Source organism: Lysobacter dokdonensis DS-58, from assembly GCF_000770795.1.
GTDB lineage: Bacteria > Pseudomonadota > Gammaproteobacteria > Xanthomonadales > Xanthomonadaceae > Noviluteimonas > Noviluteimonas dokdonensis.
The window spans coordinates 36919-55670 of sequence record NZ_JRKJ01000016.1 but is presented as its reverse complement, the minus strand read 5'-3'; the positions used below and the strand labels follow the sequence as shown (position 1 = coordinate 55670).

The 18752-nt window shown below is 68.3% G+C and carries 17 protein-coding genes; 8 read left to right on the top strand and 9 right to left on the bottom strand.

Going from position 1 to position 18752, the window contains the following annotated elements; genetic code table 11:
• Window positions 1–14: 14 nt before the first annotated feature.
• Window positions 15–1028 (bottom strand): SPFH domain-containing protein, encoded by a 1014-nt coding sequence (locus LF41_RS10220; RefSeq protein ID WP_036169257.1) that lies wholly within the window; start codon window positions 1026–1028, stop codon window positions 15–17.
• Between the two features lie 30 nt (window positions 1029–1058).
• The gene (locus LF41_RS10215; RefSeq protein ID WP_036169255.1) at window positions 1059–1457 is read right to left on the bottom strand and encodes a DUF350 domain-containing protein; all 399 of its coding nucleotides are present in this window, start codon (window positions 1455–1457) and stop codon (window positions 1059–1061) included.
• 119 nt (window positions 1458–1576) lie between these two features.
• Between LF41_RS10215 and LF41_RS10210 the strand changes: the two genes are divergently transcribed.
• On the top strand, window positions 1577–3088 hold the full coding sequence (locus LF41_RS10210; RefSeq protein ID WP_036169253.1) for a polyamine aminopropyltransferase: 1512 nt from the start codon (window positions 1577–1579) through the stop codon (window positions 3086–3088).
• Window positions 3088–4734 carry an NAD(P)-binding protein gene (locus LF41_RS10205; protein ID WP_036169251.1) on the top strand — a complete coding sequence of 549 codons (1647 nt, stop codon included), beginning with the start codon at window positions 3088–3090 and terminating at the stop codon, window positions 4732–4734. Before LF41_RS10210 ends, LF41_RS10205 begins: the two co-directional genes overlap by 1 nt.
• Window positions 4735–4744: 10 nt before the next feature.
• Here LF41_RS10205 and LF41_RS10200 read toward each other — a convergent pair whose 3' ends face one another.
• The 3 genes from LF41_RS10200 to LF41_RS10190 all read right to left on the bottom strand — a co-directional run bounded on the left by LF41_RS10200 (window position 4745) and on the right by LF41_RS10190 (window position 7708).
• Complete coding sequence (locus LF41_RS10200; RefSeq protein ID WP_036169484.1) at window positions 4745–5722, bottom strand: GlxA family transcriptional regulator; 978 nt, start codon at window positions 5720–5722, stop codon at window positions 4745–4747.
• A gap of 20 nt (window positions 5723–5742) precedes the next feature.
• Window positions 5743–6846, bottom strand: coding sequence for a DJ-1/PfpI family protein (locus LF41_RS10195; RefSeq protein ID WP_052116348.1), 1104 nt, complete (start codon window positions 6844–6846; stop codon window positions 5743–5745).
• Window positions 6847–6916: 70 nt separating this feature from the next.
• Window positions 6917–7708 (bottom strand): helix-turn-helix transcriptional regulator, encoded by a 792-nt coding sequence (locus tag LF41_RS10190; protein WP_036169249.1) that lies wholly within the window; start codon window positions 7706–7708, stop codon window positions 6917–6919.
• A 101-nt stretch (window positions 7709–7809) separates the two neighbouring features.
• On the opposite strand from LF41_RS10190, the gene LF41_RS10185 reads away from it, so the two are divergent.
• Window positions 7810–7992 carry a hypothetical protein gene (locus LF41_RS10185; protein WP_036169246.1) on the top strand — a complete coding sequence of 61 codons (183 nt, stop codon included), beginning with the start codon at window positions 7810–7812 and terminating at the stop codon, window positions 7990–7992.
• Between the two features lie 4 nt (window positions 7993–7996).
• On the opposite strand, the gene LF41_RS10180 is transcribed toward LF41_RS10185, so the two are convergent.
• From LF41_RS10180 to LF41_RS10170, 3 genes are all read right to left on the bottom strand, one after another.
• Entirely contained in the window at window positions 7997–9592 is a 1596-nt protein-coding gene (locus tag LF41_RS10180; RefSeq protein ID WP_036169243.1) for a M20/M25/M40 family metallo-hydrolase, read from the bottom strand.
• A 101-nt stretch (window positions 9593–9693) separates the two neighbouring features.
• On the bottom strand, window positions 9694–11598 hold the full coding sequence (locus LF41_RS10175) for a potassium transporter Kup (protein WP_036169240.1): 1905 nt from the start codon (window positions 11596–11598) through the stop codon (window positions 9694–9696).
• 20 nt (window positions 11599–11618) lie between these two features.
• Window positions 11619–12287: a TorF family putative porin gene (locus LF41_RS10170; RefSeq protein ID WP_052116324.1), complete on the bottom strand. Its 669-nt coding sequence runs from the start codon at window positions 12285–12287 to the stop codon at window positions 11619–11621.
• A 147-nt stretch (window positions 12288–12434) separates the two neighbouring features.
• Here LF41_RS10170 and LF41_RS10165 point away from each other — a divergent pair, with 147 nt between their 5' ends.
• Window positions 12435–13859, top strand: coding sequence for a sensor histidine kinase (locus LF41_RS10165; protein ID WP_052116323.1), 1425 nt, complete (start codon window positions 12435–12437; stop codon window positions 13857–13859).
• Complete coding sequence (locus LF41_RS10160; RefSeq protein ID WP_036169238.1) at window positions 13856–14548, top strand: response regulator; 693 nt, start codon at window positions 13856–13858, stop codon at window positions 14546–14548. Before LF41_RS10165 ends, LF41_RS10160 begins: the two co-directional genes overlap by 4 nt.
• 1 nt (window position 14549) lies before the next feature.
• Here LF41_RS10160 and LF41_RS17205 read toward each other — a convergent pair whose 3' ends face one another.
• Window positions 14550–14975, bottom strand: a complete 426-nt coding sequence (locus LF41_RS17205; RefSeq protein ID WP_237577721.1) for a hypothetical protein — start codon at window positions 14973–14975, stop codon at window positions 14550–14552.
• Here LF41_RS17205 and LF41_RS10150 point away from each other — a divergent pair.
• Genes LF41_RS10150 through LF41_RS10140 form a run of 3 tightly spaced genes read left to right on the top strand, consistent with a single transcriptional unit; the run spans window position 14974 to window position 18748 of the window.
• The gene (locus LF41_RS10150) at window positions 14974–16869 is read left to right on the top strand and encodes a DUF3604 domain-containing protein (RefSeq protein ID WP_052116322.1); all 1896 of its coding nucleotides are present in this window, start codon (window positions 14974–14976) and stop codon (window positions 16867–16869) included. The genes LF41_RS17205 and LF41_RS10150 overlap by 2 nt on opposite strands.
• A gap of 5 nt (window positions 16870–16874) precedes the next feature.
• Complete coding sequence (locus tag LF41_RS10145; RefSeq protein ID WP_152599982.1) at window positions 16875–17747, top strand: peptidyl-prolyl cis-trans isomerase; 873 nt, start codon at window positions 16875–16877, stop codon at window positions 17745–17747.
• On the top strand, window positions 17744–18748 hold the full coding sequence (locus tag LF41_RS10140) for a HupE/UreJ family protein (protein WP_202594038.1): 1005 nt from the start codon (window positions 17744–17746) through the stop codon (window positions 18746–18748). The genes LF41_RS10145 and LF41_RS10140 overlap by 4 nt, the downstream gene beginning before the upstream one ends.
• The last annotated feature ends 4 nt before the right edge of the window (window positions 18749–18752 follow it).

Genomic DNA, 18752 nt, shown 5'->3' with positions numbered 1-18752 from the left:
GAATGCCTGCATCGTCAGCCGGCCATCGCGCGCAGGATCGCGGCCTTCGCCGCGTCGTATTCCGCCGCGGTGATCAGATCGAGTTCCAGCATCTTTTTCAGCTGCTGGAGCTTGGCGACCGGATCGACGGCCGCGGCGGCAGGCGCCGCGCCCGGCGCGGCCGGTTGCGCGGGCTGCGCGATGCTTTGCGACATCGCCTGGCCCAGCAACGCGCCCGCCGCGAGACCCGCGCCGACGCCTGCGAGGCCGCCTTCGTTCTGCGCGGCCATCGGAATGGCGGTGGCGGTCTGGTAACGCGTGAACTCGCCCAGTTCGCCCGCCATGCCCTGCGCGATGCGGCGGTCGAGCGCCTTCTGCAATTCTTCCGGCAGCGACACGCTTTCGACCGCGAAGTTCTCCAGGGCGACGCCGTAACGCTCGAACACCGGCGTCATCTGCTGCTGCATGCGCTGCGCCATCACCGCCTGGTTGGCGGCGAGGTCGAGGAACGGCACGCCGCCGTTGCCCAGCGTGTCGGCCATCGAGGCGACGACGAGGTTGCGCAGTTGTTCTTCGAGATCATCGACGGTGTAGACCGCGCGCGTACCGGCGATCTCCTTGTAGAACCTGGTGACGTCGGACACCTTGTAGCTGTACACGCCGTGCGCGCGCACGCGCACCATGCCGAACTCGCTGTCGCGGATCGTCACCGGTTGCGCGGTGCCCCAGCGACGCCCGAGCTGCAGGCGCGTGGAAAAGAAAATCACGTCCGACTTGAACGGCGATTCGAACAGCTTGTCCCAGTTCTTCAGCGCCGTGAGCACCGGCAGCGTCTTGGTCGTGAGCTTGTACATGCCCGGTCCGAAGACGTCGGCGATCTTGCCTTCGTTGACGAACACCGCCATCTGCGAATCGCGCACCGTCAGGCTGGCGCCGTACTGGATCTCCATGTCCTCCATGGGATGGCGCCAGGCGAGTACGCCGTCGCCGTCCTCGACCCACTGGAGGATGTCGATGAATTGCTTGCGGATGAACGAACCGATACCCATGGCGAATGCCCTCGGTAAAAAGTGTGCGTGTCAGGTCAGGCAGGCGGCGTTGATCACGCCCACGCCTGCGGAGATGGCGCCCATCACGCCGCCCATGGCGGCGTTGCCATCGTGGATGGCCTGGTTCATGTGGCGCAGCGCACGCGCCACGCACGCGTAGGCGACGACCTGCACGATCATCGCGGCGGCCGACCACACGAGGAACAGGTGCCAGCTGGCATGCAGCGCGATGCTGAAGGCGAGCGTGCAACTGAATCCGAGGATCGCGCCGCCCAGCGAGAGCGCGGCCGCGGCGTTGCCTTCGCGAATCAGTTTGAGCTCGTCGAAGCGCGTGACCCGCGTATACAGGACGAGGAACACCGCCAGCATCATCAGCGCGGACAACAGATACGCCAGGTACGGCACCGCGGCGTCGATCACAGCAGGCATTGTCAACCTCCCCCCGAAGTCGCCGCGAGTATGCCAGTTGGCCGGGGCTTGCGCAGCCGATACAGTAGCCGCGCGGCCCGGGGACGTGCGCCGAACGCTTCCTTCGAACCTGGCCCACGATGCGCGATCGCGCCCTCATCCTCTCCGTCCTGATCGTCGCGTCCTGCGGATTGGGCTACGAACTGATCAGCAGTGCGCTCGCCAGCTACCTGCTCGGCGACTCGATCCTGCAATTCTCCTCGGTGATCGGGTGCTACCTGTTCGCGATGGGGATCGGTTCCTGGGCCTCGCGCTACGTCGAAGACGACGACGTGCTCGACCGATTCATCGACCTGGAAATGCTGATCGGTCTGCTCGGCGGGGCGTCGGCGGCGATCCTGTTCCTCGTCTTCGCGTGGCTGTCCACGCCGTTCCGCACCGCGCTGTACGTGATGGTCTTCCTGATCGGCCTGATGGTCGGCATGGAGATCCCGTTGGTGATGCGCATCTTCAACCGGCGCCGCGCGGAGTTCCGCGAGCTGGTGAGCCGCGTGTTGACCTTCGATTACCTCGGTGCGCTTGTGGTATCGCTCGTCTTCCCGTTGTTGCTCGCGCCGCACCTGGGACTGCTGCGCACCTCGTTCCTCTTCGGCCTCGCCAACACGGGCGTCGCGCTCTGGACGGCGTCGGCGTTCCGCACCGAGCTGACGCAGCCGCGCAAGCAACTCGCGCGTGGCGTGCTCGTGTTCGGGGTGCTCGCCACGGGCCTGGCGTTCTCCGGGCGCATGACCGCGTGGGCGGAGAAGGGCGTCTACGGCGATGAAATCGTGCACGCCGAGTCGACGCCGTTCCAGCGCCTGATCGTCACGCGCTGGCAGGACGACCTGCGCCTGTACATCAACGGCAACCTGCAGTTCTCCTCGCGGGACGAACACCGCTATCACGAAGCGCTCGTGCATCCGGGATTGCAGGCGTTGCCCGGTGCGCGACGCGTGCTCGTCCTCGGCGGCGGCGACGGGCTCGCGGTGCGCGAGATCCTGAAAACGCAGTCGGTCGAACACGTCACGCTCGTCGACCTCGATCCGGCGATGACGCGCATGTTCTCGACCTCGTCGGAATTGGTGGCGTTGAACCACGGCTCGCTGAAGGACAAGCGTGTCACGGTCGTGAACGACGACGCCGGCCGCTGGCTCGAATCCAACCGCGACATGTACGACTTCATCGTCGTCGACTTCCCGGATCCGTCGAACTTCGGCATCGGGCGCCTGTACTCGGTGCCGATGTTCCGCCTGATGAAACGGCACCTGTCGGCGAACGGTTATCTCGTCGTGCAATCGACCTCGCCGTATTTCGCGCCGCGCTCGTTCTGGAGCATCGACGCGACCCTGCGCGAAGCCGGCCTGCACACGTGGCCGTATCACGCGGACGTCCCGTCGTTCGGCGACTGGGGCTTCATCCTCGCCGGGCATCGCGGCGATTACGCGATTCCGCGCAAGCTGACGGTGCCCACGCGCTTCCTGGACGCCGAGACGATGCGCGAGTTGTTCGTCTTCCCGAAGGACAATCCGCGCCTGACGATGCCCGCCAACCGCCTCGACGAACAGACGCTCGTGCGCTACTTCGACGAGGACTGGCGGCGGGTGATCCGCTGATGAAGCGGCGCACGTTCCTGATCGGCGCCGCGCACGCGGGCGTGATCGGTGCGGCGGGGCTGGGGGCGGTGCATCTCAATCGCGTCTCGCCCGTGAAGGCCGACGTGCGCTATCCCGGCATGCGCGAAGGCCACGCGCTGCGCGATGCGACGGCCATGCCGGCGCCGCGCGGCGAGCTGCGCACCGGCGTGGTCATCCTCGGCTCGGGCGTCGCGGGCATGGCCTGCGCATGGGCGATGGCGCGCGCGGGACGGCGCGATTTCGTGCTGCTGGAAGGCCCGGAGTACGGCGGCAACGCCTCCTCGGCGAATCCGGGCGGCGCGGGCGACGATGTGCTCGCGTGTCCGTTGGGCGCGCACTACCTGCCGTTGCCTTCGACCGAGAGGGCGCACGTGCGTGCGCTGCTCGCCGACGTCGGTGTGCTGCTGCGCGGTGAACACACGCGAGCGCCTTACTATGACGAAGCCGCACTGTCGCACTCGCCGAAGGAACGCTGGCTGCGCGACGGGCGATGGGAAAGCGACGCGCTGCCGACGAAAGGCTTGGGCGTCGACGCGCTGCAACAGCAGCAACGTTTCTTCGCGCAAGTCGATGCATTGCGTGTCCGGCGCGGGCGCGATGGCCGACGCCTCTTCGCGATTCCGGTCGCGCTCTCGTCCACCGACGCGGAATGGCGCGCGCTGGATCGCGAGACCTTCGCGCATTGGCTCGATCGCCACGGTTACACCGCGCCCGGTTTGCGCTGGTATCTCGACTACTGCTGCCGCGACGACTACGGCGCATCGACGCACACCGTTTCGGCGTGGGCGGGTTTGCATTACTTCGCGAGCCGCGACGGCAAGGCGTCGAACGCCTCCGACGAAGCCGTGCTCACCTGGCCGGGCGGGCTGTCGGAATTGATCGCCCGCATGCGCGCGGCGACCACGCGGCGGTTGGGGCATGAACGGTGGTTGCGGCCGGGATTTGCCGCACGCATCGCCGATCATGCGAACGGCGTCGACGTCGTGAGTGCGTACCACGAAGGCGCCACACTCGCGGCCGAAACCATTCGCGCGGACCACGCCGTCAGCGCGATGCCCTTGCATGTGCTCGCCCGCATCTGGCCCGGCATGCGCGACAGCGGGTATGACCCCGCGACGCACGCGAGCCCGCACGCCGCGTGGTTGGTTTCCAATTTCCTCGTCGACGGTTACCCGACCGAGTTGCCGGGCGAAACGTTGGCCTGGGACAACGTCGTGCATGGCGGACGCGGGCTCGGCTATGTCGTCTCCACGCACCAGTTGCTGCGCGTCGCGCCGGCTGCGCGCAGCGTGTTCACGGCGTACCAATCGCTCGATCGCATATCGCCGCAACAGGCGCGCACATGGCTCATGCGTGCCTCGGCGGAGGAGCTGCGAGCGGAGGCGGCATCGGATTTGTCGTCGGCCTACGGCGATCAGTTGTGGCGGCGCACGAAACAGCTCTCCATCACCGTGCGCGGCCACGCGATGGCGATACCGACGCCGGGCTATCTCGACAATGCAGGGCTCGCGGCGCTGCGCGGCCTGGACGGTCGCGTGCGCATCGCGCACGCCGATCTGTCGGGGTACTCGATCTTCGAAGAGGCCGCGTGGTGGGGCGTGCGCGCGGCCGAAGGGCTGGCCTGATCCGCCGGCTTCAGGACGCGACCGCATGCCGCGAGAAACGCGCGCGGTAGTCGTTCGGCCCCACGCCCAGCTGGCGTTGGAAGGCCCGGCGCAACGCTTGTTCATCCGCGTAACCCGCGGCGGTCGCGACGGCCTTCAGGGGCAGGTCGGTCTCCTCGAGCGACCGCGACGCCGATTCCAGTCGCATCGCCTCCACCGTCTTCGCCGGCGTGCGGCCCACGTTGGCGGTGTACGTGCGGGCGAACGTGCGTGCGCTCATGCCTGCGCGGTCGGCGAGGGCTTCGATGCGCAGATCGCCACGCAGGTTCGCCGCCATCCACGCGTGCAGGTCGGCGAAGCGCGCATCGCGGCTGGCCTGCGCCTTCAACGGCACGCTGAATTGCGATTGGCCGCCGGCGCGTTTGACGAACACGACGAGCTCGCGCGCGGTGTCGATCGCGACCCGGTGCCCGAGGTCTTCCTCGATCAGCGCGAGCGTCATGTCGATGCCCGCGCTGACGCCGGCCGAAGTCCAGATCGCGCCGTCCTTCAGGAAGATGCGGTCGGCATCGACGTGCACCGACGGGAATCGTTCTTCCAGTTGCTCGGCCCAATGCCAGTGCGTCGCCGCGCGGCGGCCCGCGAGCAGGCCCGCTTCGGCGAGCACGAAGGCGCCGGTGCACACCGAGCACACGCGGCGCACGTCCGGCGCCATGCGCGCCACCCACTGCGCGAGCGCCGCGGGCGCCTCGAAGCGCGACCCCGCGCAGCCGCCGGGCACGATCAACGTATCCACGCGGCGGCCTTCCAACGATTCGAAGGAAGCCGTCACCACCTGCAAGCCGCAGCCCGTCGTGATCGGGCCGCCGTCGGCCGACACGACGTGGACGGCGTAGCGCGACTCGGGCGCGACCAGGCGATTTGCGGTCGCCAGCGCCTGCAACGGACCGGTCAGGTCGAGCAGGTTCATGTGGTCGTAGGCGGTGACCGCGATCGTGCGAGTCGTCATGCCGTTCTCCGTGCGCGCGTTCATCGCTGCGCGGGTACCCAAGGGTACTCAAAGTCGAGCGCGACGCCCTTCGCGGTCGTGCGGCCGTATCGCCCGTCGATCGAAGCGAGCACGGCGTCGAACAGCGGGACGCCGGGCGCGGCGGGAATCGCATCGATGCGGTGCCGCGCATCCGGCACGGCCGCGGTCTCGGGCAACCACGTGAGACCAGACCGGCCGCGCACTTCGCCCGCCGCGAATCCGTAGGCCACGCTGCGCCCCGTCCGCGAATACGCATCGGCCGTCAATGCGAGCGAGACATCGTCGATTCCGGCCTGCAGCGGGAGGCCCAGGCGTTGCGTGCCATGGAACCACTTGTTCGCTGCGTTGACCTTCACGAACGGCCCAAGCGTGCCGGTGCGCAGGTGGAAGGCGTCGCTGTCGTGTTTCGACGACCAGCGTTCGACGCCGAACTGCGCGCCGACGCTTTCCGCGCGGTCGCGGCCCGCGATCGATTCGAGCAATGCGAGCGACATCGGGATCGAGGCGCTGATGCCGGCGCTCGACGCCATCGTTCCGTCGATCACGTAGCGCGTGTTGGCGACCCAATCGGTGTCGGGATACGCGTCCCGGCGATGGCCTTCGGTCGCCCAATGCGCGGTCGCGCGATGGCCTTTCAGCAGGCCGGTGTTCGCCACGACCAGGGCGCCGTCGCAGATGCTGACGATGGTCGCGCCCTTCGCGTGCTGTGCGCGGATCCATGCGAGCAGTGCGGCATCCTTGCTCTGCACGATCGCGGGGACGACGACGTAGTCCGCGCCCTCCGGGAAGCGGCGGTCGAAGCCGACGACGTCGAGATCCGGTTGCAGGCGCATCTTCGCAGGCCGCATCTGCATCGGTCCCGGGGAGGTCGAGACGGCGAACGTATCCACCGCGCCGGATCGCTGGAGCACGGCATACGGGATCACGAAGTCGGTCAGCTCGGTGCCCGCGTTGTGGCCGATGACCGCGACCACCGGACGTGCGTGGCCGTGTTGCGCGGACCAGGGTGCGAAGTGGGGTTCGACATCGCGGGAAGGCGAGGCCTGCGGCGAGACGCCGAGCAGGACGGACAGGGCGAGCGTGCCGAAAACGTGGCGGGGCATGGCGGCGAACTCCGTGGGGGCGGGCGTCCACTGTGCGATCCGCCCGTGCGCCGCGTGCGCCAACGATCGATCAATTCCTGCCAACGTCCTCCTGCACCAGCATCGTCGGCGACAGTCCGAACACGCGCCGGCACGTGCGCGTGAGGTGCGCGGCATCGGCGAAGCCCGATTCATGCGCCGCCTCCGTCCACGAACGCCCCTGGAATGCCGATTCCACCGCGCGTTCCATGCGCGCCCACAACAGCCATGCGCGCAATGACGTCCCCGTCTGCGCGACGAAGAGATGGCGGAACCGGCTCGGCGAGAGATGGACCGCTGCGGCGACATCGTCGAGCCGGATCGGCGAAGCGAGCCGTTCGCGCAGCCATTGCAGGGCCGCAGTGATGCGTGCGTCGTCCGCGGGCGCGGCCTGCGGATCGCCGGCGATGCGGCAGATCGCGCCTTGCGCGTACTGCGCCATCACGGCATCGGGCGCGGCGGCGTCGTATTGCGCATGGAGGAATCGCACGGCCTCGTGCGCCTCCACATCCGACAACAGCCCGATGTCTTCGCCCGCGAACCGTGCGCGCAACGCCGCGCCACGGCGTGAATTGGGTTCGACGAAAATCGTCGCGATCGACGCGCCGCAGCCATCGAACCGATGCCGTCGATCCGGCATCACGACGATGCCGCGTGTTTCCCGCGCCACCGGCCAGCCTGCCGCCTGGATGCGAAAGCCCGCGTCCATCGCCAACGAGATCTGTATCGCGTGGTGCGCGTGGTCCTGGATCGCGGCCAGGTGGCGTCCGATCCACACGCTGCCGCCGGGCCAGCCGATCACGCGGCCGATGCCTGCGACGGGGCGCTTGCGGAGCTGCGTCATGCGGACGGTCCGATCAGCCGATACGTTCAAGATTACGCCGGCGCGGACGCGGAGACTGCATACAGGCCGATCGGGCCTGCCCTCGACACCCGGAGCGACTCATGAATACGCAACCCAACGCCTGCGCCTGCACCGATTGCATCGGCGCCGCCTGCACGTGCGGATGCCAGTCCAAGACGCAGGCGGCCGCCGCGTGCGCCTGCGGCTGCCAGCAGGGCAAGCCCTGCGAATGCAGCGTGCGGGACCTTGCGCCCCGCACGCCGTCGGTGCCCGTCGGTTTCTGACGGCTCAGTCTTCCAGCACCGCCTTGCGCGGCAGCTTCTCCTGGCGCATCGCCGCGTTGTACGCGAACGACGCGACGATCGCGGAGGCCTGCTTGAGGTCTTCCGGCACGATGTGGTCGAGCACGTCCAGGTCGCTGTGGTGCACGTTGGTGAAGTAGTCCAGGTCGTCCTGCACGAACTGGAAGCCGGGCAGGCCGACGCGGTCGAAGGAGACGTGGTCGGTGCTGCCGGTGTCGCGCTGCGTGACGATGGTGGCGCCGACGTCGTTGAACGGCTTGAGCCACGCTTCGAAGATCGGCGTCACCGCCATGTTCTGCTGCGCGTACACGCCGCGGATCTTGCCGCCGCCGTTGTCGAGGTTGAAGTACGCGGCGACCTTGCCGTAATCCTTCGCCGGTTCCAGCTTGCCGCGCGTCGTGCGCAGGAAAGCCGGCAGCGCCTTTTCCTTCGGATCGGTCGGTTCGGCGAACTTGCCGAAGTGGCGCGAGACGTAATCGGCCGAACCGAGCAGGCCCTGTTCTTCGCCGGTCCACAACACGATGCGGATCGTGCGGTCGGGCCGCGCGCCGACGGCCTTCAGGATGCGCATCGCTTCCATCATCACGGCGACACCCGCGCCGTTGTCGGCCGCGCCGGTGCCTGCGTGCCAGGAATCCATGTGCGCGCCGATGATCACCACTTCGTCGCGGTGTGCGCCGCTGCCGGGGATTTCGGCGATGGTGTTGTACGCGGGCTGGTCGGTGTCGCTGGTGAAATTCGCATCGACGTTGACGCGCAGGCGCACCGGCGCCTTGCGATCGAGCGCGCGCATCACGGTGTTGTAGTGCTCGGCCGACATCGCGAGCGTCGGCATGCCCACCGATTCGCCGGCCTTGCGCGAACCGCCACCGGACACCAGCAGGATGCCGTTGTCCCAACCGCTCGGGCTCACGGCCGCGAGCGCGCCTTCGGAGACGAGGAACTCGTTGAGCATCGGCGCGAATTCCATGCGCTTGCGTCGGCGCTCGCGCGCTTCTTCCTTCGCTTCGGGCGTCTGGTCGGCGGGCACGGCGAGCGACTGCATGTCGGCGAGGCTCTTGTCGTCCTCGCGATGCCAGTCGGCCTTCTCGCCCGGCTTGTAGGCGCGCGCGTCGGCGATGAAGACGATCTTGCCCTTCAGCTTGCCCTTGAACTTGTCGAGGTCGGCCTTCGATTCGAGCTTGGCGGCGATCGCCTCGCCTTCGACGGGGCCAGTGGTGCCCGGGGTCCACGCCTTGGGCAATGCATGCAGAGGGAATGCGCGGGGGCTCAGCATCTCCGCGCTCGCCGAGCGAAACTCCCAACCGCGGCCGAAGGGTTCGACCAGCGCTTCGTCGTGCACGTTGGACAGGCCCCATTCGTTGAACTTCGAACGGGTCCACGCGTTGGCCTTCGCCATCGACGGCGAGTTGGTCAGGCGCGGGCCGATGTCTTCGGTCAGCCCTTCGAGCAGCGGCATCACCTGCGACTTGGCGAAGGCCTCCTGCCGGATGCGGCTGGTCATCGACAGGTCGACGCGTTCTTCGGCGTGCAGCCCGCCGACCAGCATGGCGACGGCAGCCGCCAGCAGCACTCGCTTCATTGGTTTTCCCCTGGAAAGACGAAGGACAGCAAAGGGTCGAGTGTGCCACCGGCGACGCGCCCGCTTCTGGCCCATCAGTCATGGGAAGGCGGGCGCCGGCCTCAGATTTCGACCCGCGAGCCCAGTTCGATGAGCCGCGTGCCCGGGATGCGGAAGAAGTCCGTGGCCGGCGTGGCGTTGCGGTGGAGGAAGCCGAAGACGCGGTCGCGCCAGGTGGGCATGCCGGTGCGGCGTGCGGCGACGATGGATTCGCGGCTGGCGAAATAGGTCGTGTCCATCGGATCGAACACCGGGCCGCCGGCATCGCAGGAACGCATCAGCCCCAGGGGCACGTCCGGCGTTTCCATGAATCCGAAGCGGACGCTCGCTTGGTGGAAGTCGTCTCCGATCGTCCGCAACACCAGCCGCTCCGCGGGCGGAACGTGCGGCACTGCCAGCGTTTCCACGGTCAGCAACACGTTGCGTTCGTGCAGCACCTTGTTGTGTTTGAGGTTGTGCAACAGCGCCTTCGGCACGAGATCGGGCTGGGCGGTGAGGAAGACCGCGGTGCCGGGCACGCGCGTCGGCGGGGCCAGCATGAGGCCGGGCAGGAATGCGTCGAGCGTGAGGCCGTCCTCGCGGATCTGCGCGGTCAACAGCTGGCGGCCCCGCGCCCACGTGCGCAGCAGCGTGAACACGACGACGCCGAGCAACAGCGGGAACCACGCGCCATCCATGAACTTGGCCAGGTTCGCAGACAGGAACGCCACGTCGACGAGCACGAACAATGTCGCCAGCGGCCAGAACACCACGCGCGGCATCGAAGCGCGATTGCGCACCGCGACGATCAGCAAGATGCTGGTGAGCAACATCGTGCCGGTGACGGACACGCCGTACGCGGTGGCCAGCGCGGTGGAGTTGCCGAACGCGAGCACGGTGCCGATCGTGCCCAGCATCAACAGCCAGTTGATCGACGGAATGTAGATCTGCCCGATCGTCGCGTGCGAGGTGTGCCTGATGTCCAGGCGCGGCAGGTAGCCGAGCGCGATGGCTTGCTTGGTCGCCGAATACGCGCCGCTGATCACCGCCTGCGAGGCGATGACCGTCGCCGCGGTCGCGAGTACCACCATCGGCAACTGCGCCCACTCCGGCAGGCCGAGGTAGAAGGGGTTGGCCACGGCACGCGCATCGCGCAACAGCAGCGCGCCCTGGCCGAGGTAGTTGACCGTCAGCGCGGGCAGCACCAGGAAATTCCACGCGTACTGGATCGGCCGGCGGCCGAAGTGCCCCATGTCCGCGTAGAGCGCTTCGCCGCCGGTCACCGCAAGCACGACCGCGCCGAGGATGAACAGCCCGTGCGGCCCATGGTCGAGGAAAAAGCGCACGCCCCACCACGGATTCAATGCGCGCAGCACGTCGGGATTGCCGGCGATGTTGTGCGCGCCGACCGCCGCAAGCGCGAGGAACCACACGACGATCACCGGGCCGAACGCTTTGCCGACGCGGTCGGTGCCGAAGCGTTGCGTGGCGAACAACACGACGAGCACGCCGACCGTGAGCGGCAACACCCAGTGCGAGAACGCGGGCGTCGCCACCTGCAGGCCCTCGATCGCCGACAGCACCGAGATCGCTGGCGTCAGCACGCCGTCGCCGAAGAAAAGCGCTGCGCCGAACACGCCGAGGATGCCCACCCAGTACGCCGTGCACGAGGCTTTCGGCAGCGCGCGTTGCGCCAGCGCGGTCAGCGCCATGATGCCGCCTTCGCCGTGGTTGTCGACGCGCATGATCACCGCGACGTACTTCACCGTGATCACGACGACCAGCGTCCAGAACACGAGCGAGAGGATGCCGAGCACGGTCGCCGGGTCGGGCGCGAGCCCGTAGTGCGGCGAGAACGCTTCCTTCAGTGTGTATAGCGGACTCGTGCCGATGTCGCCGAACACGACGCCGATGGCGCCGAGGGTCATGGCGCCGAAGCTGGCGCGCCGGGCGTCGTGTGCGGGATGGGGCAGCGTGGTCGTGCTCATGGGGATCCTTGCGGTGGAACTCAGAAGGCGGCCTGGATGGCGGCTTCGAGGCGCGGGTCGGCGGGGTCGCCGAAAAGGCGGCGTGCGTTGGCGTCGGGGGCGTGGAGGGTCAGTCGCAGTTCGATGTCGGCGCGTGGGGTCCACGCGGCGGTGAACTGGGCGTGGCGGTAGTCGTGCGGCGAGACGAAGTACTGCGCGGCGGCGAGCTCGATGCGTAGATCGTGCGCAAGCGGCACGCGCCAGCCGGCCTGCACGTACGTGCCGCGCGCGCCACTGGCGAAGACGTCGTTCGAAAAGCCGATCATCAGCCAGCCGCGTTCGCGCCACGTCCCCGTCGCGATCAATTCGGTGTAAGCGAGTGCGCCGTCGCCGGGATACGTGAAGCGCGTGAGGTTGATTTCGCCGCGCCAATCGCACGCGACCTCGCCTCGCCAGCCGACGACGGCATCGAGTTCGGCGAATGCGTCGGACGCCGAGCCGTAGTCGACGTTCGACGCCCACGCCGACGCATACCACCCGCGCGATCCTTCGATCCATCCGCCGACCTGCAATGCAGGCCGCTCGCGCGTCTGGCTGATGCCGCGGAAGACGTAATCGGACGTGACGCCCACTGTCGCGCCGGTGTCCGTGGCGAGCGCGGCGGCGGGCGTGCCGAAGGCGAACAGGAAGAGGGCGAATCGACGCGACATGCGGTACAGGACCCGGGGGACGTGGGGCCAGTGTCCGCCGCGCCCGCGTCACGACGGAATTCCGATCCGGGCCGACCGCATCAATTCTTCGTCAATTCTTGCCCTGCGCCGGCTGCACGGCCTGCGCGGTCGCGCCACAATCCCGGCATGCGATCCCGACGCGATCCCGGCGGTTACCTCCTGGCCCTCGTCGGCACCGCGTGCGGCGTGGGCGTCGCCGCGCTCGCCGAACGCTTCCTCGGCATCGACGACCTGTCACTGGTCTTCATGCTCGTCGTGCTGCTCGTCGCGGCGCGCACGCATGCGGGGGCTGCCGCGCTCGCCGCCGTGCTGTGTTTCCTGGCGTACAACTTCTTCTTCATCGCGCCGCGGTATTCGCTCTACATCGATGCGCAGCACGGCATCGCGACCGTCGCGTTGTTCCTGGCCGCGGCGCTCGTCGCCGGCCGCATGGCGTCGCGGTTGGCGATGCAGGTCGATGCGTTGCGCATCGCGGGCCGGCACGCGTCGGCCCGGCAGGAACTCTCGCGCCGGCTGAGCATCGCGAACGACGAGGGCGAGATCCTGCACGCCGCGCAGGATGCGTTCGCGACGAGTCTCGATGCCGATGCGTGGGTGCGCATCGAACCGCCGGGTGACGCGAAGCTGCGCATCGGCGGGCCTTCGGACGACCACGGGTGGTGGTTCCTGCCGCTGCGTTCGCGGGACGCGGCGTTGGGCACCATCGGCATCAAGCTGCGCGATCCGGGCGACGACATCGACGATGCGCGGCGCACGCTCGCGCGCGCGATGACGGACGACGTCGCGCAGGCCCTGCTGCGCGTACGCCTGTCCGCTGCGCTGGAATCCGAGCGCATGGAAGTCGAGCGCGAACGCCTGCGCAGCGCCTTGCTGTCGTCGGTCTCCCATGACCTTCGCACGCCGCTGGCCGCCATGATCGGCGCGGCGGACACGCTGGCGTTGTACGGCGATGGAATGGGGGAGGATGATCGGCGCAGCCTCGTGGACACCGTGCGTGAGGAAGGCCTGCGGCTGGAGCGTTTCATCCGCAACCTGCTCGACATGACGCGCGTGGGTCAGGGGATCTCCCCGAAGCGCGACTGGATCGGCGTCGACGAAGTGATCGGCGCGGCCATCGCGCGCCTGCAACGCAGTCGCCCGGGCGTGGAGGTGCAGGTCGACGTCGCCCCGCACGTCGGCCCGATCTGGGTGCAGCCCGCGCTGCTCGAACAGGCGCTGTTCAACGTGTTGGACAATGCGGCCGGGTTCTCGCCGGCGGGTGCACCCATCCGCGTCGACGCGCGCCTGGCGGATGCGGCGCTGCGCATCGATGTCACCGATCGCGGACCGGGCATTCCGGCCGAGGAACGCGAGCGCGTCTTCGACTTCTTCTACAGCGTCGCGCGCGGCGATCGCGAACGCGAAGGAACGGGGCTGGGCCTGCCGATCGTGCGCGGCATGATCGCCGCGCATGGGGGAACGGTGGTCGCGCTCGCCGCGCAAGGCGGGCCGGGCGCAATGATCCGCGTCGAACTGCCGCTGCTCGCCCCCGATGCCGGAGTCACGGCATGACCACCACGGCCCGCATCCTGGTCATCGACGACGAACCGCAGATCCGCCGGTTCCTCGATATCAGCCTGCGTGCGCAGGGCTACGTCGTGCATCACGCGGCCGACGCACGCAGCGGTCTGGAATCGCTGGCCACGCACGGCGCCGAAGTGGTGATCCTCGACCTCGGGCTGCCGGATCGCGATGGCATGCAGGTGCTCGCGGACCTGCGCCAGTGGTCGCAGGCGCCGGTCCTCGTGTTGACGGCACGCGACGATGAAGCGGAAAAAGTCGCAGCGCTCGACGCAGGCGCGAACGACTACGTGACGAAGCCCTTCGGGGTACAGGAACTGATGGCCCGGCTTCGCGCGCTGCTGCGGACGCAGGCGATCCCGGAAGGTGCGCAGCCGCCGGTCTTCGACGACGGCACCTTGCGCGTGGACCTCGCGCGCCGCGAAGTCCGCATGCACGGCGAGGCCGTCGTGCTGTCGCGCAAGGAGTTCGCGCTGCTCGCACTGCTGGTGCGGCATGCCGGCCGCGTGGTCACGCAGCCGCAGTTGCTGCGCGAGATCTGGGGGCCGACGCACCAGCAGGACGCGCATTACCTACGCGTGCTGGTTGCCAAATTGCGGCAGAAGCTTGGCGACGACGCCGCGCATCCGCGCTGGCTCGCCACCGAGCCGGGCGTCGGGCTGCGGTTCCTCGCGCCCTGATTCAGCGGGCCGACTTGCGGACGGTCTTCTTCGTAGTCTTCTTCGCCGCCGTCTTCTTCGTCGCCTTGCGGCCCTTCGCGCCGCCGTCCTGCTTGTTCACCGTCGCCCATGCGATGCGCTCGGCGGCGGCATCGGAACGACCCTCCTTCTTCTCCGATGCTTCGATGTGTGCGGCCTGGCGTTTTTGCTTGGGCGAGTAGGAGGACTTGTCACCGCGCGGCATGGTCATGGCTCCGTGTATCGAGTGACCGAGGTTTAGAACGGCTGGTGTCGCCAAGTCGTGAGGGTGTGCTGCCGTGCTTGCGTCGTTGGGAACTGCGGTGTCGCGTCCGGTGATGGATGCGAAGAATTTCGAATGAGAAAAACCACGTTCGCTTTTTGCAATACGACCGCGTTGAATGCTTGCGACGTGGAGACCATCGTTCATGCCTTCGATCCTCAAGTTCCTTCCCTTGGCGTTGCTGGCCGCTTGCAGCGCGGCGCCTCCGGAGCCGATCGCGGCCACGGCGCAAACGCCCGCGCCCGCCGCACCGTCCGTCATGCACGCGGACCATCCGACGCGTGCGTATTTCGGCGACACCCACGTCCACACCGGGTGGTCCGTCGATGCCGGCACCGAGGGCGTCGTCACAACGCCGGAAGATGCATTCCGGCTTGCGCGCGGCGATCAGGTGACGTCCAACACTGGGCGGCCCGTGAAGCTCAAGCGCCCGTTGGACTGGATGGCGATCACCGACCATTCCGACGGCATGGGCACGATCAGCGAAGTGATCGCGCGCAACCCCGAAATGATGGCCGACCCCGTGGTCAAGGGCTGGTCCGACGCGCTGCGCAGCGGCGACGAACACCGCATGCACGATGCGGCAATGGACCTGATCCGCAAGCAGGCCAACGACCAGACGCCGGAGATCATGAAGGACGCCAAGTGGATGGCGTCCGCCTGGATGCGCACCATCGCCATCGCCGACAAATACAACGCGCCGGGCAAGTTCACCGCGTTCATCGGCTACGAATGGACCGTCAACGCCAATGGCGGCAACAACCTCCACCGCAACATCATCTACCGCGACAACGCCGACAAGGCGAAGCAAATGCTGCCGCTCACGACCTTCCAGAGCCAGGATCCGGAAACCCTGTGGGCCTGGATGGACGAGTACGAGCGCAAGACCGGCGGCAAGCTGCTCGCGATCCCGCACAACGGGAATCTGTCGAACGGCCGCATGTTCGAGGAACAACGCTTCGACGGCCGTCCGCTGACGCGCGAGTACGCGCAGACCCGCGCGCGTTGGGAACGCCTGTATGAGCTGGTGCAGATCAAGGGGCAGAGCGAAAGCCATCCGCGCCTGTCGCCGAACGACGCGTACGCCAGCTGGGATCTGTGGGACTCCGGCAACCTGGTCGGCCTTCCGAAGCAAGAGGGCATGCTGCGCACCGAATACTGGCGCGAGGCCCTGAAGTCGGGCCTGCGCCTGGAAGGCACGCTCGGCGCCAACCCCTTCAAGCTCGGTGCGAACGCCGCCACCGACACGCACACGGGCCTGGCGACCGCGGAGGAGGACAATTTCTGGGGCAAGTTCCGTGGCGTCGAGCCCACGCCGACGCGCTGGCAACCGGTGGTGCTCGGCTCGGGCCCGAGCGCCAAGCACGGCTCGGACATGGTGTCGGCCGGCTACATGGGCGTGTGGGCGACGGCGAACACGCGCGAAGCCTTGTGGGATGCGATGCAGCGGCGCGAGACGTTCGCGACGACGGGCACGCGGATGACGCTGCGGTTCTTCGGCGGCTTCGACTTCAGCGCCGACGATGTGCACGACCTCGTCGCAAACGGATACGCCAAGGGCGTGCCGATGGGCGGCGACCTGGACGCGCCGCCGCAACGCGGTAAGTCGCCGACGTTCCTCATCGCCGCGATGAAGGACGCCGAAGGCGCCAACCTCGACCGCGTGTCCGTCATCAAGGGCTGGGTCGATGCCGACGGCACGACGCACGAGAAGGTCTACGACGTGAAGTGGTCCGGCGATCGCACGCCCGATGCGAACGGCGTGCTCCCCGCCGTCGGCGACACCGTCGACCTGAAGACCGCGACGTACAAGAACACGATCGGCGCGCCCGAGTTGGTCGTCGCGTGGACCGATCCCGACTTCGACCCGCGCGTGCGCGCCGTTTATTACGTGCGCGCGCTGGAAATCCCGACGCCGCGCTGGACGGCGTACGACGTCGTGCGCTTTGGTTCGAAGATGCCCGCCGACGTCAGGATGACGCTGCAGGAACGCGGCTTCACCTCGCCGATCTGGTACGCGCCGGCCGTGGCGTCCCGGTGACCGGCATGCACCGCGTGATGCGCGAGCCGCTGCTGCAATTCCTCGCCATCGGTGCGATGTTGTTCGCGCTCGATGCGTGGGTGGGTCGCGGGACGTCCCCGGAGTCGCCCGCCATCGTCGTCGACCAGGCGCATGCCAACGCCCTGGCCGCGCAATTCCAGCGCACGTGGCAACGGCCGCCGACGCCGTCGGAATTGCGCGAGGCGGTCGACGCCTGGGTCGACGACGAACTGCTCTATCGCGAAGGCGTGTCGGCCGGGCTCGACCGCGACGACGAGGTAGTGCGGCGTCGCGTCGCCCAACGCCTGGTGTTGTTCAACGAAGGCATGGCGGCCAGCGTGCCGGACGAAGCGGAACTGCAGGCGTGGCTGCGCACGCACCCCACGGCGTATCGCATCGCACCGCGATACACGTTGCGGCAGGTGTATTTCGATCCGGCCCGGCGTGGCGCGCGCTTGAACGACGACCTCGTCGCCGCGCGCACGCAACTGGCGCGCGACGGCGACGCATCGCCCGGCGATGCCACGTTGCTGCCAGCGCACCTCGATGACATGGCGGCGGACGACGTGGCCGGGGTGTTCGGCGGCGCATTCGCGAACGCGGTGGATCGCGTGCCGCTCGGCCGGTGGAGCGGCCCGGTCACTTCGGGCTTCGGCGTGCACCTGGTGCGCGTCGATGCCCGCACGCCGGCGCGCATGCCCGCGCTGGCCGAAGTCCGCGATGCCGTGGAACGCGATTGGCTGCACGATCGCATGCAGCGCGCCAATCGCGCATTTCTCGCGATGCTCCGCAAACGGTACACAGTCGACATCGAGGCGGACCTCGCCCGGGCGATCCGCGACGATGGCCGCAGGCTCGCCTCCGACGGTGCGCCGTGAAGCGATGGCGCCTCTGGTGCGTGGTGCTGTACCTCGCGCTCGACACGTGGTTCGGCGTTGCGCGCGCCGATACGTTCCGCCCCGCGTATTTCGAATTGCGGCAGGTCGACGCGCAACGCTTCGACGTGGTGTGGAAGGTGCCCGCGCTGGACCGTACGACGCCGATGGCGATGCACGTGCGATTCCCCGACGGCACCACGGTGGAATCGCAAGCGCGCACGGCCTTCACCGGCGATGCGCTCGTCCAGGAATGGCGCGTGCGTCGCAGCGGCGGCCTGGTGGGGCAGGCGATTGGCTTCGAAGGGCGTGCGACAGGCGCAACGGACATCATCGCGCGCGTCGAGTGGGCCGACGGCACCAGCCAGGTCGAGCGCTTGCCCGTCGCGCGCACGGAGTTCGTGGTCGCGGCGCCGGCGACGGTCGGCACGGTTGCATGGTCGTACGGCGTATTGGGCGTCGAACACATCCTCGGCGGCATCGATCACTTGCTGTTCGTGCTCGCGTTGTTGCTTGTCGTGCACGGGGGCAGGCGCATCGTCGCGACGATCACCGCGTTCACCGCCGCGCACAGCCTCACGCTCGCCGCTGCGACGTTCGGGTGGGTGCACGTGCCCGGCGCGCCGGTGGAGGCGACCATCGCATTGAGCATCGTATTCGTCGCGGCCGAAGTGATTCGCGGCATGCGCGGCCGGCCGGGGCTCGCGGCCCGCGCGCCGTGGGTCGTCGCGTTCGCGTTCGGGTTGTTGCACGGGTTCGGATTCGCGGGCGCGCTCGCAGAGGTGGGCCTGCCGCAGACCGCGATCCCGGTGGCGCTGCTCACGTTCAACATCGGGGTGGAACTGGGGCAGCTCGCGTTCGTCGGCGTGGTGCTGGGCCTGGTGTCGCTCGCCAGGCGCTGCGTGCCGCAATGGCCTGCATGGACGCGTTACGCGCCCGCCTACACGATCGGCGGGACTGCCGCTTGCTGGACGATCCAGCGTACCCTGTCGATCTTCGCCTGACGGG

What these genes read in the sequence shown, in the direction of transcription:
- LF41_RS10205 (WP_036169251.1), top strand. Translation starts at nt 3,088, where the DNA reads ATGAAGCGGCGCACGTTCCTGATCGGCGCCGCGCACGCGGGCGTGATC.
- LF41_RS10165 (WP_052116323.1), top strand. Translation starts at nt 12,435, where the DNA reads ATGCGATCCCGACGCGATCCCGGCGGTTACCTCCTGGCCCTCGTCGGC.
- LF41_RS10160 (WP_036169238.1), top strand. Translation starts at nt 13,856, where the DNA reads ATGACCACCACGGCCCGCATCCTGGTCATCGACGACGAACCGCAGATC.
- LF41_RS10215 (WP_036169255.1), bottom strand. Translation starts at nt 1,457, where the DNA reads ATGCCTGCTGTGATCGACGCCGCGGTGCCGTACCTGGCGTATCTGTTG.
- LF41_RS10220 (WP_036169257.1), bottom strand. Translation starts at nt 1,028, where the DNA reads ATGGGTATCGGTTCGTTCATCCGCAAGCAATTCATCGACATCCTCCAG.
- LF41_RS10175 (WP_036169240.1), bottom strand. Translation starts at nt 11,598, where the DNA reads ATGAGCACGACCACGCTGCCCCATCCCGCACACGACGCCCGGCGCGCC.
- LF41_RS10210 (WP_036169253.1), top strand. Translation starts at nt 1,577, where the DNA reads ATGCGCGATCGCGCCCTCATCCTCTCCGTCCTGATCGTCGCGTCCTGC.
- LF41_RS10195 (WP_052116348.1), bottom strand. Translation starts at nt 6,846, where the DNA reads ATGCCCCGCCACGTTTTCGGCACGCTCGCCCTGTCCGTCCTGCTCGGC.
- LF41_RS10190 (WP_036169249.1), bottom strand. Translation starts at nt 7,708, where the DNA reads ATGACGCAGCTCCGCAAGCGCCCCGTCGCAGGCATCGGCCGCGTGATC.
- LF41_RS10200 (WP_036169484.1), bottom strand. Translation starts at nt 5,722, where the DNA reads ATGACGACTCGCACGATCGCGGTCACCGCCTACGACCACATGAACCTG.
- LF41_RS10170 (WP_052116324.1), bottom strand. Translation starts at nt 12,287, where the DNA reads ATGTCGCGTCGATTCGCCCTCTTCCTGTTCGCCTTCGGCACGCCCGCC.
- LF41_RS17205 (WP_237577721.1), bottom strand. Translation starts at nt 14,975, where the DNA reads ATGAACGATGGTCTCCACGTCGCAAGCATTCAACGCGGTCGTATTGCA.
- LF41_RS10180 (WP_036169243.1), bottom strand. Translation starts at nt 9,592, where the DNA reads ATGAAGCGAGTGCTGCTGGCGGCTGCCGTCGCCATGCTGGTCGGCGGG.
- LF41_RS10150 (WP_052116322.1), top strand. Translation starts at nt 14,974, where the DNA reads ATGCCTTCGATCCTCAAGTTCCTTCCCTTGGCGTTGCTGGCCGCTTGC.
- LF41_RS10145 (WP_152599982.1), top strand. Translation starts at nt 16,875, where the DNA reads ATGCACCGCGTGATGCGCGAGCCGCTGCTGCAATTCCTCGCCATCGGT.
- LF41_RS10185 (WP_036169246.1), top strand. Translation starts at nt 7,810, where the DNA reads ATGAATACGCAACCCAACGCCTGCGCCTGCACCGATTGCATCGGCGCC.